The sequence below is a fragment of the Photorhabdus machadonis genome (assembly GCF_052657765.1).
Genome location: NZ_CP199761.1, coordinates 3,649,707 through 3,664,904, shown reverse-complemented (window position 1 = coordinate 3,664,904; position 15,198 = coordinate 3,649,707). Strand labels below are relative to the sequence as shown.

The following is a 15,198-nucleotide window of genomic DNA, read 5'->3' as shown; positions in this document are numbered from 1 at the left end:
ACTTAAGAAGGAAATTAAAGTACCTGAGGCGCGATCAACGTTTTTGTCAAAGAACATTCAAGACATTGCAGTCTGCTCGATTTTTTGCTTAATATTCCTTCAGTATAAAAGAAAGTATGTTACCATTCGCCAATGAAGAGAAAAAAAACACCAACGCCCCATGACGCTGTTTTTAAACAGTTTTTAAGTCATATTGCTACTGCCAGAGACTTCCTGGAGATACATTTGCCTGCTAAATTACGGGCAATTTGTGATCTGGATACACTGCGGTTGGAATCAGGGTCGTTTATTGAAGACAATCTGCGTGCGCATTATTCCGACATTTTATATTCATTGAAAACGGCACGGGGTGACGGTTATGTGTATTGCGTGATCGAGCACCAAAGTTCCCCGGACAAGATGATCGCATTTCGATTGATGCGTTACGGGATTTCAGCAATGCAACGGCATCTGGAACAGGGACATGAAAAATTGCCGCTGGTCATTCCGGTGTTGTTCTATCACGGGAAAATACAGCCGTATCCTTGGAGTACCAATTGGCTCGACTGCTTTGATGATCCGGCCCTGGCGAAGGAGATCTATTCCGGTCCTTTCCCGCTGGTCGATGTGACAGTCATCCCGGATGATGAGATCCTGACGCACAAACGGGTCGCGCTACTGGAAATGGTGCAAAAGCATATCCGGCAGCGCGATATGGCGGAGCTGCTGCAAGAGTTGGTCATACTGCTGACGTATGATTACTATACAGATGAACAGTTAAAAAGCGTGCTAAACTACTTATTACAGGCGGGAGATACCGCCGATCCAGAGGGTTTTATCCGGCGACTGGCAGAACAGTCCCCGAAGTATGAGGAGGTACTGATGACAATAGCGCAGAAACTGGAGCAGAAGGCGCACCAGAAAGGGTTTATTGAAGGACGCCAAGAAGGACTTCAAGAAGGACTTCAGGAAGGACTTCAAGAAGGATTGCATAAAGGCGAAAAGCGGGGGATCCTGAAAATCGCGTGTGCGATGATCGATATGGGTATCGATCGTGAAACGATAATGAAAACCACCGGGTTAAGCCAGAACGAACTTGAGCAAATACGCCACTAACTCATGTTGAGAGTGCTTAATCAGCATTAACAATCCGTGTTAAAAGAGGATGTTACGGTGACTGTCAGAACAGTCACCGAAGTCTGAGTATTGACCGTTAACGGTGATGAAAATTATCGGACTGAGCCAGAGTGAGCTTGAACAAATGCCCGACAAACTTACTGGCTGATACGTTATCGGCATAAAAATGCTTGAGTCAATACACGAAACGCATAAATAGAAGCCGCACATTTACATGCCAGGCGATAAGACCGAGTCTGAATCTACGTGCCTCTGAGATCTCTGTTCTTAAGCAGAGCTGAGGTTAATTATGAATCCATTACATGGAATCATGTAACGTCTGGGACATCAGCTTATAGCATATGGAATAACCGATTTTATTAACATAAAAAAAGGCTAAGAATTATATTCTTAGCTTTTTTTTCTCACTTAAATAAATGAAAACAAAATATGAAGCTATAATTATAATATTACCTATAAAAAAAGCCATTCCCCATGAGTTTGAAAAAACACACACTGATATAATACCCCATAAAAAAATAGAAAAAGCTGGAATATTTGACCAAAAAAAATCCTTAAAAAGAGAATAAGATATATCCTTAAAGAATCCTTTGGTAATATTTTTATTTTTCATATTTAATCTCAATTATCCATCATGTCTGCAATGACATGAGCAATTTCTTCTTCATAAAAATGTCCTCTTTTATTACTATCGTTTTTTTTCATCGGATTTATTAAATATAGACCTTTTTCTAAACTTGGCTCAACTATAAAATACAACATTTCCAATTTTTTAAAAAACAATACCCAATAAAGTTTTGAACACCTGATTTTAAGCCTATCGGCTGCCATTGATGCTTTCTCAACATATCCGTGTCCTTGAGATAATGTTAAAACACCACCTATAGCTTTTTTTGCTAAGTTTTTCACCATAACATTTTTCATTACATTTAAATATATTTTTTTCTTACCTCTTCATTAAAACCTTCAAACACCGCATTGATATACGATTCTATTATTTTATAAATAAATTTATACCCAAGAAACTGCAAGATGCAGTTTTTAGCATCTGAAAATGGTCGTTAATTCTAGACATCAGCGAGTCCTCTATATCAGGTAGCGTTGTAGTGAAAAATTTGAATACTTTGTCTCGAAATTCATGTTTATTAGCGAAATAACGGTTATTTCGAACATGTTCATTCATGGCCTTCCATAATCGCTCTATCGGGTTTAAATTTGGGCGGTATGGAGGAAGGTAATGTCACTCAATATTGCTAACATAAGCCGAATCCTTCATAAGATGAGCGTTGTTGTAACCCGCACCCAGTGGTCTGATGGAGTCGCAATGCGTGGGCTATCATCACAGAACTCCACCTTTCAGAAGCAAGAAGGATGGCTTTTATTCTATCACGTACCTGGCCATCACGAGTTGTGTCGTGAAGACGTTCAAGTTTGATTGGTTGTTCTGATGTGATAAATATTTTCATGGCGAGAATAATGATCTCCATTTCGTATAAAATTAAGCATCTTCAATAATCACGGATACATTATGTTTTATCTACGTTGATCATATTATCTTTATTGACGTTATTTTACTGGGTCAAATCAACCCGCAAATAGCCAGATGGTATAAAAATATCAAAAATATCCTTTTGTATTTTTTAGGATAATATTCTTTTTCTCGCTGATTTCTTTTTAACTCTCTGTTAATAGTTTTAATGGAATTCGATTAAACGCTATTTACTGTCCTTTTGAAAATCACGTTTATTGAGTTTAATCTGCCTTTTATATAAAAGCTTTAATCTCTATATTCGTATTTTTAAATGGTCACGGTAGATTAGATAAATGTAAAATAAGCGGAGGATAGCATTGCCGACAAACGAATTAAACATGGATGTGAATAGGCTGTTTTTAGCCAATCGATATCTTTTTAAAAAGTAGGAATTAATGGAGTGACTGTTCCGCGCGTGAAGGGGATCACGTCACTTGTGGTAAACATTCCGGTACTTACATGATTGTCGGGGGCGTACCCAGCATGTTTAGCATGGGACGACGATGGGCTGGCACATTAGATAGTGTCAGCACGTGCCCCTGTGGGGCCCGGCTGATTAATTCCGTGATGGACAGCTATGAGAAGCAGGAGGCGGTTGCTGACCGGGTTGTTACTCCCACTAATATGGCGCAACAGAAGCACAACTTGAAGATGCCAGAGCCAAAATGCATAAGCTGAACAAGAACAGGGGTTATACAAATAATGACAGTCAATGTTGAAGTGTTAATAAATAGTCTAGGGAAATCTTATCAGGAGATTTTTGATGAAGGGTTAATCCCTTATAAAACTAAGCCAGCCGGTTTTTCTGGTAGTGAAGTGGTATGCCTGGATATATAAAAATAGGGGAGGGGCTAGCGTTTTATAGTGAGGGGATGAATTTAAAATAAATTACGTTAACTCGATTAAAGATTTTATATCAGGGATGGATTTAACTCAATAAATACAACTTTTCAAATGGAGAATTAATTGAATTTAATCGAAAATCATTAACCATTAATAGCGAATTGAAGAGGAGTCCGCACGTAAAATAATATTATCCGAACAGATGAGTATTAACGCGTTTTCCCGCCAGATCCGCAGAATGGGTGGCGGGAGAAAATGATTAACAGCAAACTACAAATTAATTGCGTTGAAAACAGCCTTTGTCAGACGTGAAAGCTGCTCTGGTTGAATAATATAAGGTGGCATCAGATAAATCAGCTTACCAAATGGTCTTATCCAGACACCTTCAGAAACAAAATAGTGTTGTAACACTGCCATATCTACCGGTTGTTTCATTTCCACCACCCCAATGGCACCTAATACCCGGACATCAGCCACTTTTGCATGTAATTTTAATGGCATCAACTCAGTGCTTAATTGGTTTTCAATCGATTTAATGCGCTGTTGCCAAGGGCTTTCTAGCAACAATTTCAAACTGGCCTCTGCTACGGCACAAGCCAATGGATTTCCCATAAACGTTGGGCCGTGCATAAAACAGCCGGCTTCGCCATTGCTGATGGTTTCGGCTACTTTACGGGTTGTCAGTGTTGCTGATAGCGTCATATAGCCGCCAGTCAGCGCTTTACCTACACATAAAATATCCGGTTCAATTTCAGCGTGTTCACAGGCAAACAATTTTCCTGTACGGCCGAAACCGGTGGCAATTTCATCGGCAATTAACAGAATCTGATGCTGATCACAGAGCATTCTGACCTGGCGCAGATATTCAGGATGATAAATCCGCATTCCTCCAGCTCCTTGTACAATAGGTTCCAGGATAACCGCAGCAATATCACTGGAATGCTGCTCCAGCAAAGTACGGAATGAAATGATATCCCGTTCATCCCAAAGAGAATCAAATCCACATTCAGGTGATTCGGCAAACAGATGTGGTGGCAGATAACCTTTGTAGAGATTATGCATCGAATTGTCGGGATCACAGACAGACATAGCACCGAATGTATCACCATGATAACCATGACGTAATGTCAGAATACGCTGACGTTTCTCACCTTTTGCCTGCCAGTATTGCAACGCCATTTTCAGGGCCACTTCCACCGCAACAGAACCTGAATCAGCCAGAAAGACGCACTCAAGCGATGGTGGTGTAATGTCCACTAATTGTCTGCAAAGTGCGATTGCGGATGGATGGGTTATTCCACCAAACATGACATGGGACATCTTATCAATCTGAGTTTTAGCTGCCTGATTCAGTAGCGGATGATTATATCCATGAATGGCAGACCACCATGAAGACATGCCATCTATCAGCTTACAGCCATCAGTCAGTTCCAGTTCCACACCAGAGGCACTGACAACAGGATAAACCGGAAGTGGCTTGGTCATAGAGGTATAAGGATGCCAGATATGGCGCAGATCAAATTCAATATCAGAAGAAGTCATAAGGCTTGATGTCAACTAATTTATTTAAAATTAGTTGACAGTATAACGACATTATTTAAACTGACGAGACTTTTTTCACACTGGAGATGTCATTGTGACTGAACGTAAGCAATGGACAATTAAGCAGGCACAAGAACTGTTTGATAAACCTTTTTTCGAATTATTGTTTGAAGCACAACAGATTCACCGTATGTATTTTGATCCACAGCAGGTACAGGTCAGTACATTACTTTCCATCAAAACGGGCGCTTGTCCGGAGGATTGCAAATATTGCCCGCAAAGCTCCCGCTATAAAACGGGCCTTGAAAAAGAGCGGTTGATGGAAGTGGAGAAAGTGATTGATTCTGCCCGTAAGGCTAAAAACGCAGGTTCAACCCGTTTTTGTATGGGTGCTGCGTGGAAAAACCCTCATGAACGGGATATGCCTTATTTGGAGAAAATGGTTAAGGAAGTCAAAGCATTAGGGATGGAAACCTGCATGACGCTTGGCATGCTTGAGGGCTCACAAGCGCAGCGGTTGGCGGAAGCAGGATTAGATTATTACAACCACAACCTTGATACCTCTCCGGAATTTTATGGCAACATCATTACCACCCGAACCTATCAGGACAGGTTGGATACGCTCGATAAGGTACGGGATGCGGGAATAAAAGTTTGCTCTGGTGGTATTGTCGGTTTGGGAGAAGAAATCCGTGATCGGGCTGCGTTGCTGGTACAACTGGCAAACCTGCCAAAACCGCCGGAAAGTGTGCCCATTAACATGCTGGTAAAAGTCAAAGGCACGCCGTTGGCTGATAACGAAGATGTGGACGCTTTTGATTTTATCCGCACAATTGCGGTTGCCAGGATCATGATGCCAGCTTCTCATGTCCGGTTATCCGCTGGTCGTGAACAGATGAATGAGCAGACGCAGGCTATGTGTTTTATGGCGGGCGCTAATTCTATTTTCTATGGCTGTAAGTTGCTGACGACACCTAACCCTGGTGAAGATAAAGATTTACAACTGTTCCGAAAATTGGGCATTAACCCTCAGCAGACTCAAACGGCATTTGGTGATAATCAGCAGCAACAGCATCTGGCAGAAGCCATCATCAATGCGGATAACGAACAATTTTATAATGCGGCATTGTAATGGATTGGTCAGTGTATCTTTCTCGGCAATTGTCCGAGCGTCAGGACTCTTCTCTATGGCGTCAGCGGCAGGTTAATCAGAAATCAGATGGGCGTTTCTTGTATACCACGGAAGGCAAATATCTTAATTTTTCCAGTAATGATTACCTAGGGTTAAGCGCAAATCCCGCAGTCATTTCCGCATGGCAGCGGGGGGCTGAACAATATGGTGTTGGCAGTGGGGGGTCAGGCCATATGACAGGTTATACAAACGCTCATCAGCGCCTGGAACAACAATTGGCCGACTGGCTGGGTTATCCAAAAGCATTGCTCTTTATTTCAGGATATTCTGCTAATCAAGGGGTAATTGCAGCGTTAATGACGCAATCGGATCGGATTATTGCCGATCGCTTGAGTCATGCTTCATTAATGGAAGCTGCCATGCATTCATCTGCTCAATTACGTCGTTTTCGCCATAATCAACCTGCATCACTTGCGGATTTACTGGCAAAACCCTGTATTGGGAAAACATTGGTGGTAACCGAGGGGGTGTTCAGTATGGATGGTGACTGCGCACCGCTGGCCGATATTTATCAGCAAACCCGCGTTTCAGGTAGCTGGTTAATGGTGGATGATGCACATGGTATTGGGGTCTGTGGTGAACAGGGTCGGGGAAGCTGTTGGCAGCAGAAAGTGAAACCGGAAATTTTAATTGTCACTTTTGGCAAAGCGTTTGGGTTGAGTGGTGCAGCGGTACTTTGCGATGAGCAGACGGCAGAATATCTGATTCAGTATGCCCGTCATCTTATTTACAGCACTGCTATGCCTCCGGCGCAGGCACAGGCGATTTCTGAAGCGGTCCGGCAGATACAATCGGGTGATGAGCTGCGCCAACGATTGCAGCAAAATATTGATGATTTCCGCCGGCAGGTACAGAAACTGCCATTCAACCTGACAGATTCAACTACGGCGATTCAGCCACTGATTGTGAGTGATAATGAGTTGAGTGTGTCTTTATCTCAATATCTGCAACAAAAAGGAATTTGGGTTAAAGCGATTCGCCCTCCGACAGTACCGCCAGGCAGCGCCAGATTACGTATTACGCTGACTGCCAGCCATACACAGCAAGATATTGATATATTGACGGAGGCGCTATATGAGTTCTGTAGCTGAATCTGTCGATAAACGGGCTATTGCAGGCGCATTTGGGCGTGCTGCCGCCAATTATGATGTGGTAGCAAAATTACAGCAACAAACCGGCGCATTCCTCATGCAACAAGCCAGTGGGCATCCTGGCAGATTGGTATTGGATGCCGGTTGCGGTACCGGTTTTTTTAGTCATTGTTGGCGGCAACAGGGGAGACAGGTTATCTCGCTGGATTTGGCATCGGGGATGTTAGCGCATGCCCGTGAAAGGCAGGCAGCAGATTATTACCTGCAAGGAGATATTGAATGTTTAGGGCTTGCTGACAGTCGTGTTGATATCTGTTTCAGTAACTTGGTTGTTCAATGGTGCGATAATTTATCTTGTGTTTTAACCGAGCTTTATCGGGTGACCCGCCCCGGTGGATTGATTCTGTTTTCCACATTGGCCAAAGGTTCATTACATGAATTGCAGCAAGCTTGGAGTGCGGTTGATAACTATCAGCATATTAATCATTTTCTGCCACAGCAGATGATTAAAGATGCCTGTCAGGATTTCCGGCACCGTCTTATCAGTCAGGTTTATCGCCAACAATATCCGCATATATTGCCACTCTTAGGTTCCTTGAAGGGAATTGGCGCGACTCATCTTCATTGTGGGCGACAACAGGGACTGATGACCCGTGGACGGTTGACGGCTTTGGAACAGGCTTACCCTCGGGAAGATAAACATTTATCTCTCAGTTATCAGGTTGTTTTTGGAGTTATTTATCGTGACTAAGAGCTGGTTTTTAACCGGTACAGATACCGAAGTAGGTAAAACCGTTGTAAGTTGTGCTTTGCTACAGGCTGCGACTAAAGCAGGATATAAAACAGCAGGTTATAAACCCGTCGCTTCCGGCAGTGAAATAACACCGGTAGGTGTCCGTAATGCGGATGCATTGGCATTATTGGCGAACAGTTCTTTACCTTTACAATATGATGAAGTGAATCCGCTGGTATTTGTTGAAGCGACATCACCGCATATTGTTAGCGCTGATTTAAATCAACCTATTGATTTTTCTGTTATGTCTGCGGGGCTGTATCATCTGGAAAAGAAAGCCGATTGGGTTTTAGTAGAAGGCGCGGGTGGTTGGTATACGCCTTTATCGGAATCGGCGACTTTTGCTGACTGGGTCATTAAAGAGCAATTACCGGTTATTCTGACCGTGGGGGTGAAACTGGGTTGTATTAATCACGCGATACTCACCTCAGAGGCTATCAGAGGTTCAGGATTATATTTCGCAGGGTGGATAGCGAATGAAGTTGAACCCGCAAGCAAGCGTCAGAAAGAATATCTGGCGACATTAGAACGCATGCTACCTGCACCTTTATTGGGGACGATCCCTAATTTAACACAAGAATATCTTAATTATTTAGATGAATATATAGATTTTAAATTACTGGTTAATTGAATTATTAATCTTACCGGTGACGATATATCGGGTTTTATTGCAATATGCCGGGATGCCTTTCCGGCATAAAAGTTATATTTTTCAATGAGTTTATCATGGTTGATGACGGTGTGCTTGTTATTCATGCTTCGGCGAGTTTTTTATTAACCGTGGCCTCTGAGGGTTGGTTGATATAACGTCTGAATATCTTTCTTACCAGGTATATCGGGCCTACACCCAGAATAGAATAAACAACTTTAATGATAAATTGGGCAATGATCATTTCTTTTATGATATCTATACCGAGAACACCATAAAAAGCAATTGAGCAGAATATTATACTGTCGAATGCCGAGGCGATGACAGTACTTGTTATCACTCTGAGGAAAAGATACTTTGAATTTGTGAGAGACTTTATTTTGCAAAGCAGATACGAATTTATATTCTCAGAGATAAAATAAGCAAGAGATGATGCCAGTAATACCGAGACGATACTATTAATTATGCCACTATAAGTTGCACCAAACTCCCATCCAGGAACACCTGGCATCAGTGCGGTTGTCCAAAGCCCCAAAACAAACAGTAAATTCGCTGCAAAGGAGATAATAATCGTTCTTCTTGCCAGGCGTAACCCATAGAATTCATTTAGAATATCGACCAGAAGGAAAGTGATTGGGTAAATAAAAACGCCGGGTGGAGTGACGATATTAATAATAGGGACATGAATGGGCTTCACGCCACATATTGTGGAGAAAATATAAATAACACTGAGTGCGACGCTGATGAGTAAATACGCTTGCCATGAACGCTCATGACGATCCCCTAGTTCATAAGCTGTAACAATGTTGCTGTGGCTGTATAATTTCCGATATAGCGTACTGAGTTCATGTCTGCTCAGATCTTCTGAAATATCACTATCGACCAGCTCTTTCAGCCCCATAGTAATGGTCTTGCCCGTCGCGAGTACCATGATATTTGCTGATAATTTACCGTACCGTGTAAATCCCAATAATTTAAATTTCTGATTTGCTGTCATTTATAGCCTTTCTCCTACGATATAGCCTAAAAATTGAGCGTATTTGGGGTGTCTTCTGTCTATGCTGTCATCATCTTTCTCTTGCCGGATAAAGAACCCGATTTCTTTAGAGTAGTACAGTGATGGGGTGTTAGTGACTAACGCGGGAGGGCGTTTTATGATGATCACTTCACCGGGTATAAATGTATCCCCTATTTCCGATTCGACTTTAATCGCCAACATATTTGACTCATCGCCAAAGAAATAGGTCAGCGGGTACTCGGTAACAAGCTGACCTATTTTTTTCCCGGAAACAGAGAAAAATTCAGATTGTGGAATGATGGGGATGGCCGACGGATTTTTATTACCTTCAGTTGAAAGTGTTTCATTGAGGCGCTCCAGTTGTTCAAGGTCATAATTTTCTATTTCTTCACAGGAAACACCGAAAAAATCGGAGATCCGGAGGATGGTAGATTGTTGAACGTTATTAACTTGTCCTTCCAGAATTTTATAAATGGTCGTACGTGTTAAACCTGTTCTATTGGAAAATGAGCTCTTGGTTTCGCCACGGGTACGTATCAAATATTCTATGTTCTTAATGATATTCGTTTTTCGCTGTGCATTAGACGTTTTCATAAAAATCCTTTATGTGAAAATTACTGCATAACTGTATATTACTCAATAATATTGTCCAGTATGAGAAAACCACCCATTGTAATAGTTTATTGCTTTTACTTTAATATGTTATTTTTATGACTATTTATATTAGCACATCTTGTGTCAGAAAACGCGTATGGAGTTACATCTGTATTTTAAAAATAAAAGTTAAATCATAGTATTAAGTTGGATGCATTATAAAGTTTACATAAAAATGAACTTTATGTTTCTTTTTATGTTGACTTTATGGGCTCCATTACAATAATGTTAAGTTGTGTTGATATGTTTTCCGGCAGTTGGATAGCATCAACCAAAATATTATTCCTATTATAAATCCCTCGGGGAAGAGCTACTTCAACCTTCGAGTTTAAGAAACGGGTTATTTCTTTTGGCACTAGGGAATCACCGTAAGATAAGGAAGTGAAATAAACATTAGGATTTAAATTAGTAAATTGATTAAATGGTAACACAGTTAAATCACCGGGAAATGGCAATATAAAAATGCTTGGGAACAGCAATAGATTAAAATTGTGGATGATAGATACAAAGTCGGTTTTTCGATCGAAAATAGCCAGCAGAATATTGGACATTTTGTCAGGGCAGTGTAGATCTGATATTTTTGTATCTATCGTTTTTTTTAAAGCTCCTGATGGATCTCATCTTGTAGAATAGGGAAATACTGATGTGAATTAATCTACTTATTAAGGATATACTGTATATCCTGGCTAAAAGATGAGTTTTACTCATATCAATAAGGTGGTTTTATTTTTCTGGCAAATGCTGATGAGTATAGCCAAAAATGTTATTGATGATATTGAATCTACTGTTGCTGAAAACAGAAAAAACAGTGATATACCCGTTATCTTTCAAGTTGCCTTTTTGTTGGCTGCACTCACTCACCCTGGTTACATCGTTAACTATGCTCCCGGGGATTCGCTTCCTTGCCGCCGCGATGCATCTTGAAATCCATAGGGTATAAACCTTATTATCGAAATGAAAATATTCATTTTATTTCTTCTCAGGTGAAAAACTATCACTATTTCCTCTAGTGTAAACAAGTTTGGTACTGGAAAACTGTTTACCGGTTATTTCCTATTGAATGAAAATGCTGATGCGAAACCGGTATAGTTTGTTGTTGTTTAAAGCAGTCAGGCTCGTTTTTACATCAATGTAGTGGAATTGATGACACTCACTATCCTTCATGCAGGTCGTGTTGAACGGGTTTTTATAGGAGAGTTATCCTTTTTTTGAAATGAATAACCAGAATAAAGGTTAAAAAAACAGTAAAAATTTTTACTGGTAGAGGATACCTCTTTTGTGGAATGATGCTGCAACCTCGTACAGTTAATAGGGTTTGTAGAGTTATCCACTATTCCTGTGGATAACCTTGTGTATTAGGCTTAGAAAAGTTGCGTAACGCAAGAAAATACGCGGCTTTCGTTAAGGTTGATGTTATTCTCGTCTTTGTTTTAATTTATTTCAATTTCAATAAGATAACTAAAATCAAGCCTTGTCTGATCGGTGATGACGCTCTGTGTTGTCACCTTTCAGTCGATCATATAAAAAATGAAAAAATCAAGGTGATTTTGGGGATAACGTGGTATTTATTTTGATGTCAACCAATATTTAATTAATAGGGAAATGGCCTAAATTGAGCCGGTTTTTACAAAACTGACTTGAAGCTGGTTTTTTATCCAGTATTATGGACGGCTTAATGCTAGGAAAGTGAGATATCTATGAGTAAGGTGTTCAAATTACATTCTGACTTCCAACCTGGTGGTGATCAACCAGAGGCTATTCACCGATTGCAGGAAGGGCTGGAGGACGGGCTTGCCCACCAGACTCTGTTGGGCGTAACGGGGTCTGGTAAAACATTCACTATTGCTAATGTGATAGCGAATTTAAACCGGCCAACAATGGTACTTGCGCCAAACAAGACACTAGCAGCTCAACTTTACAGTGAAATGAAAGCATTTTTTCCAGAGAATGCGGTGGAGTACTTTGTTTCTTACTACGATTATTACCAACCTGAAGCCTATGTTCCCAGTTCTGATACTTTTATCGAAAAAGATGCTTCAGTAAACGAGCACATTGAACAAATGCGTTTGTCCGCCACGAAAGCTTTGCTGGAGCGGCGGGATGTCATCGTGGTTGCATCTGTATCGGCTATTTATGGTTTGGGTGATCCGGACAGTTACCTGAAAATGATGCTCCACCTGACCAAGGGGATGATTATCGATCAACGTTCCATTCTGCGGCGTTTGGCTGAATTGCAATATACTCGTAATGATCAGGCATTTCAGCGGGGGACATTCAGGGTGCGCGGTGAAGTAATTGATATCTTCCCGGCTGAATCTGATGAGCATGCCTTGCGTGTTGAATTATTTGATGATGAGGTGGAACGGTTATCACTGTTTGATCCGCTGACGGGACAGATTGAATATCATGTTCCACGATATACTGTTTATCCGAAAACTCACTATGTGACGCCTCGAGAGCGTATTATTCAGGCAATGGAAGAGATTAAAGTTGAGCTTGAGGAGCGGCGCAAGGTACTGCTGGCAAACGGTAAATTATTGGAAGAACAGCGTGTTACTCAGCGTACTCAGTTTGATTTGGAAATGATGAATGAATTGGGTTATTGCTCCGGCATTGAAAACTACTCCCGTTACCTCTCTGGACGTGCAGAAGGAGAGCCGCCTCCGACACTGTTTGATTATCTCCCTGCTAATGGCCTGTTAGTGGTGGATGAGTCACATGTGACAATCCCGCAAATCGGTGGGATGTACAGAGGGGATCGTTCCCGTAAAGAAACGTTAGTGGAATATGGTTTCCGTATGCCTTCTGCATTAGATAACCGTCCGCTGAGATTTGAAGAATTTGAAGCACTGGCGCCACAGACAATTTATGTTTCGGCCACGCCGGGTAAATATGAATTGGAAAAATCCGCTGGGGATATTGTGGAACAGGTAGTGCGTCCTACGGGTTTGCTTGATCCTGAAATAGAAGTTCGTCCAGTAACCACTCAGGTTGATGACTTACTGTCTGAAATCCGCATCCGGGCGGTGAAAAATGAGCGGGTGCTGGTCACGACGCTGACCAAACGAATGGCGGAGGATTTAACTGAATATTTGGAAGAACATGGTGAGCGGGTTCGCTATTTGCACTCAGATATTGATACTGTCGAACGTGTGGAAATTATTCGGGATCTTCGTTTAGGTGAATTTGATGTATTAGTGGGTATTAACTTGCTGAGGGAAGGGTTGGACATGCCAGAAGTTTCTCTGGTGGCGATTCTTGATGCTGATAAAGAAGGTTTCTTGCGTTCTGAGCGTTCATTAATTCAAACGATTGGGCGTGCAGCTCGCAATTTGCATGGTAAGGCGATTCTTTATGGCGATAAGATCACCGATTCAATGGCGAAAGCGATTGGGGAGACGGAACGCCGTCGTGTGAAACAACAAGTATTTAATCAAGAGCACGGCATTGTTCCAACAGGTTTGAATAAGAAGATCAGTGATATTCTGCAAATTGGTCAGCCTGCGGGTAGCAAAGGGAAGGGCAGAAGTAAGGTGGTGGTTGCGCCGGAAGAATTCAGCAAGCTGTCCGCCAAAGAGTTGGAAAACAAAATCCGCGAGCTGGAAGCGAAAATGTACCAGCATGCGCAGGATCTTGAATTCGAGCAGGCGGCGAATGTTCGGGATCAGGTTCAGGCATTGCGTGAGCAATTTATTGCCAATTCTTAATTAACCAAGGTTTTGCAAGGTATTTTCTAACGCCTGATGCAGTAATTCACGGTCGTGGCGGTAGGGAATATCCTGTGCTTCCAGTATTTGTTGCGTCGTAATTCGGCCGCTAAGTTTGCTGATATCGGTGCAGGGGCCAACAATGACCGCATCGATCATCCGACAGCCGATTTTGTTTTCCATTATTTCCAGTTTATCTTTCAGTGTTAACCCTGCGGCGGCGGCACTTAATTCTTTCCCAAGATTACCGATATAAATCATACTGGCGTTGCTGCGGCGCAGTGCCTGAGTTAAATCTTCAAGTAAAAGTAGTGGCATTAGACTGGTAAAGAAGCTTCCAGGCCCGATAATAATCAGGTCCGCCTGAGTGATGGCATCCAGCGCCTCTTTTGTCGCCGCGGCTGGGGGGTAAAGCATCAACTCCTGTGGAATACAATGCAGCTGATCGATATTGACTTCGCCATAGATGGTATTGCCTTGATCATCTACCGCCATCAGGTCAACGGGTTGTTCAGACATGGGAATAAGATGAGAATTCACTTTCAGCAGGCTGCGGACTAAATTAATTGCTTCAAGGGGTCTGACACTCAAATGATCCAATGCTTTAAGCATCAGATTGCCTAGGTTATGACCTGCCAGTTCTCCGTTACCGCTAAAACGGTATTCAAACATTGCTGATGCAACGCTAGGCTCGGTAATGAGTTGATTTAAACAATTGCGGGTATCTCCCCAGGCAATACCGCCTTCAGATCGCCGGATCCTGCCGGTTGAGCCGCCATTATCTGTCGTGGTGACTATGCCTGTCAGGCGACAGCCTAATGATGAAAGAGAGGACATAACGCGCCCAAGGCCATGACCTCCACCGAGGGCAACTACCCGATCTAAATCGGCTAATGTGCGGTTTCGCATAGAATTCCTGTTGCTGGCTGAACTTATATTTACCGAGTAATTTTAGCGTAATTTATTATAAAACACGATTAACCGAAAAAGTGCCGTGATTTGGCGCAATATTTTAATTAATCAACACGAATAGAACTGTCTGCTATTTGTTCTGGCACTGGC

General features: G+C 42.0%; 14 protein-coding genes and 3 pseudogenes. 9 read left to right on the top strand and 8 right to left on the bottom strand.

Annotated features, from left to right (window positions below; all coding sequences use genetic code 11):
- The first annotated feature begins 132 nt into the window (after nt 1-132).
- Nucleotides 133-1,095 (top strand): Rpn family recombination-promoting nuclease/putative transposase, encoded by a 963-nt coding sequence (locus ACUN2T_RS17370; protein ID WP_445494241.1) that lies wholly within the window; start codon nt 133-135, stop codon nt 1,093-1,095.
- Between the two features lie 403 nt (nt 1,096-1,498).
- Here ACUN2T_RS17370 and ACUN2T_RS17365 read toward each other — a convergent pair whose 3' ends face one another.
- From ACUN2T_RS17365 to ACUN2T_RS17350, 4 genes and pseudogenes are all read right to left on the bottom strand, one after another.
- Nucleotides 1,499-1,729, bottom strand: a complete 231-nt coding sequence (locus ACUN2T_RS17365) for a hypothetical protein (protein ID WP_445494240.1) — start codon at nt 1,727-1,729, stop codon at nt 1,499-1,501.
- 8 nt (nt 1,730-1,737) lie between these two features.
- Entirely contained in the window at nt 1,738-2,028 is a 291-nt protein-coding gene (locus ACUN2T_RS17360) for a hypothetical protein (protein ID WP_445494239.1), read from the bottom strand.
- Between the two features lie 82 nt (nt 2,029-2,110).
- Nucleotides 2,111-2,419, bottom strand: a pseudogene (locus ACUN2T_RS17355) (transposase); the annotation flags it as partial.
- Between the two features lies 1 nt (nt 2,420).
- Nucleotides 2,421-2,594 (bottom strand): annotated as a pseudogene (locus ACUN2T_RS17350) (IS630 family transposase); the annotation flags it as partial.
- 545 nt (nt 2,595-3,139) lie between these two features.
- Between ACUN2T_RS17350 and ACUN2T_RS17345 the strand changes: the two are divergent.
- Nucleotides 3,140-3,325, top strand: coding sequence for a hypothetical protein (locus ACUN2T_RS17345; protein ID WP_445494237.1), 186 nt, complete (start codon nt 3,140-3,142; stop codon nt 3,323-3,325).
- A 24-nt stretch (nt 3,326-3,349) separates the two neighbouring features.
- Nucleotides 3,350-3,481 (top strand): annotated as a pseudogene (locus tag ACUN2T_RS17340) (DUF6392 family protein); the annotation flags it as partial.
- A 279-nt stretch (nt 3,482-3,760) separates the two neighbouring features.
- On the opposite strand, the gene bioA reads toward ACUN2T_RS17340, so the two are convergent.
- A complete protein-coding gene (gene bioA / locus ACUN2T_RS17335) occupies nt 3,761-5,032 on the bottom strand; it encodes an adenosylmethionine--8-amino-7-oxononanoate transaminase (protein ID WP_445494236.1) in 1,272 nt (423 codons plus the stop codon).
- 94 nt (nt 5,033-5,126) lie between these two features.
- On the opposite strand from bioA, the gene bioB reads away from it, so the two are divergent.
- Genes bioB through bioD form a run of 4 tightly spaced genes read left to right on the top strand, consistent with a single transcriptional unit; the run spans nt 5,127 to nt 8,739 of the window.
- The gene (bioB, locus tag ACUN2T_RS17330; RefSeq protein ID WP_387463578.1) at nt 5,127-6,164 is read left to right on the top strand and encodes a biotin synthase BioB; all 1,038 of its coding nucleotides are present in this window, start codon (nt 5,127-5,129) and stop codon (nt 6,162-6,164) included.
- Nucleotides 6,164-7,315, top strand: a complete 1,152-nt coding sequence (gene bioF, locus ACUN2T_RS17325; RefSeq protein ID WP_445494235.1) for an 8-amino-7-oxononanoate synthase — start codon at nt 6,164-6,166, stop codon at nt 7,313-7,315. Before bioB ends, bioF begins: the two co-directional genes overlap by 1 nt.
- Nucleotides 7,299-8,066: a malonyl-ACP O-methyltransferase BioC gene (gene bioC / locus ACUN2T_RS17320; protein ID WP_445494234.1), complete on the top strand. Its 768-nt coding sequence runs from the start codon at nt 7,299-7,301 to the stop codon at nt 8,064-8,066. Before bioF ends, bioC begins: the two co-directional genes overlap by 17 nt.
- Complete coding sequence (gene bioD / locus ACUN2T_RS17315) at nt 8,059-8,739, top strand: dethiobiotin synthase (RefSeq protein WP_445494233.1); 681 nt, start codon at nt 8,059-8,061, stop codon at nt 8,737-8,739. The genes bioC and bioD overlap by 8 nt, the downstream gene beginning before the upstream one ends.
- A gap of 121 nt (nt 8,740-8,860) precedes the next feature.
- Here the strand turns inward: bioD and ACUN2T_RS17310 are convergent, their stop codons facing one another.
- On the bottom strand, nt 8,861-9,754 hold the full coding sequence (locus tag ACUN2T_RS17310) for a queuosine precursor transporter (RefSeq protein ID WP_445494232.1): 894 nt from the start codon (nt 9,752-9,754) through the stop codon (nt 8,861-8,863).
- Entirely contained in the window at nt 9,755-10,369 is a 615-nt protein-coding gene (locus tag ACUN2T_RS17305) for a helix-turn-helix domain-containing protein (RefSeq protein ID WP_445494231.1), read from the bottom strand.
- An 804-nt stretch (nt 10,370-11,173) separates the two neighbouring features.
- On the opposite strand from ACUN2T_RS17305, the gene ACUN2T_RS17300 reads away from it, so the two are divergent.
- Together ACUN2T_RS17300 and uvrB are read left to right on the top strand one after the other, a co-directional pair.
- Nucleotides 11,174-11,353: a hypothetical protein gene (locus ACUN2T_RS17300; RefSeq protein WP_445494230.1), complete on the top strand. Its 180-nt coding sequence runs from the start codon at nt 11,174-11,176 to the stop codon at nt 11,351-11,353.
- Between the two features lie 773 nt (nt 11,354-12,126).
- Nucleotides 12,127-14,136: an excinuclease ABC subunit UvrB gene (uvrB, locus tag ACUN2T_RS17295; protein ID WP_445494229.1), complete on the top strand. Its 2,010-nt coding sequence runs from the start codon at nt 12,127-12,129 to the stop codon at nt 14,134-14,136.
- Here the strand turns inward: uvrB and yvcK are convergent, their stop codons facing one another.
- Complete coding sequence (gene yvcK / locus ACUN2T_RS17290; protein WP_445494228.1) at nt 14,137-15,045, bottom strand: uridine diphosphate-N-acetylglucosamine-binding protein YvcK; 909 nt, start codon at nt 15,043-15,045, stop codon at nt 14,137-14,139.
- Nucleotides 15,046-15,198: the final 153 nt, after the last annotated feature.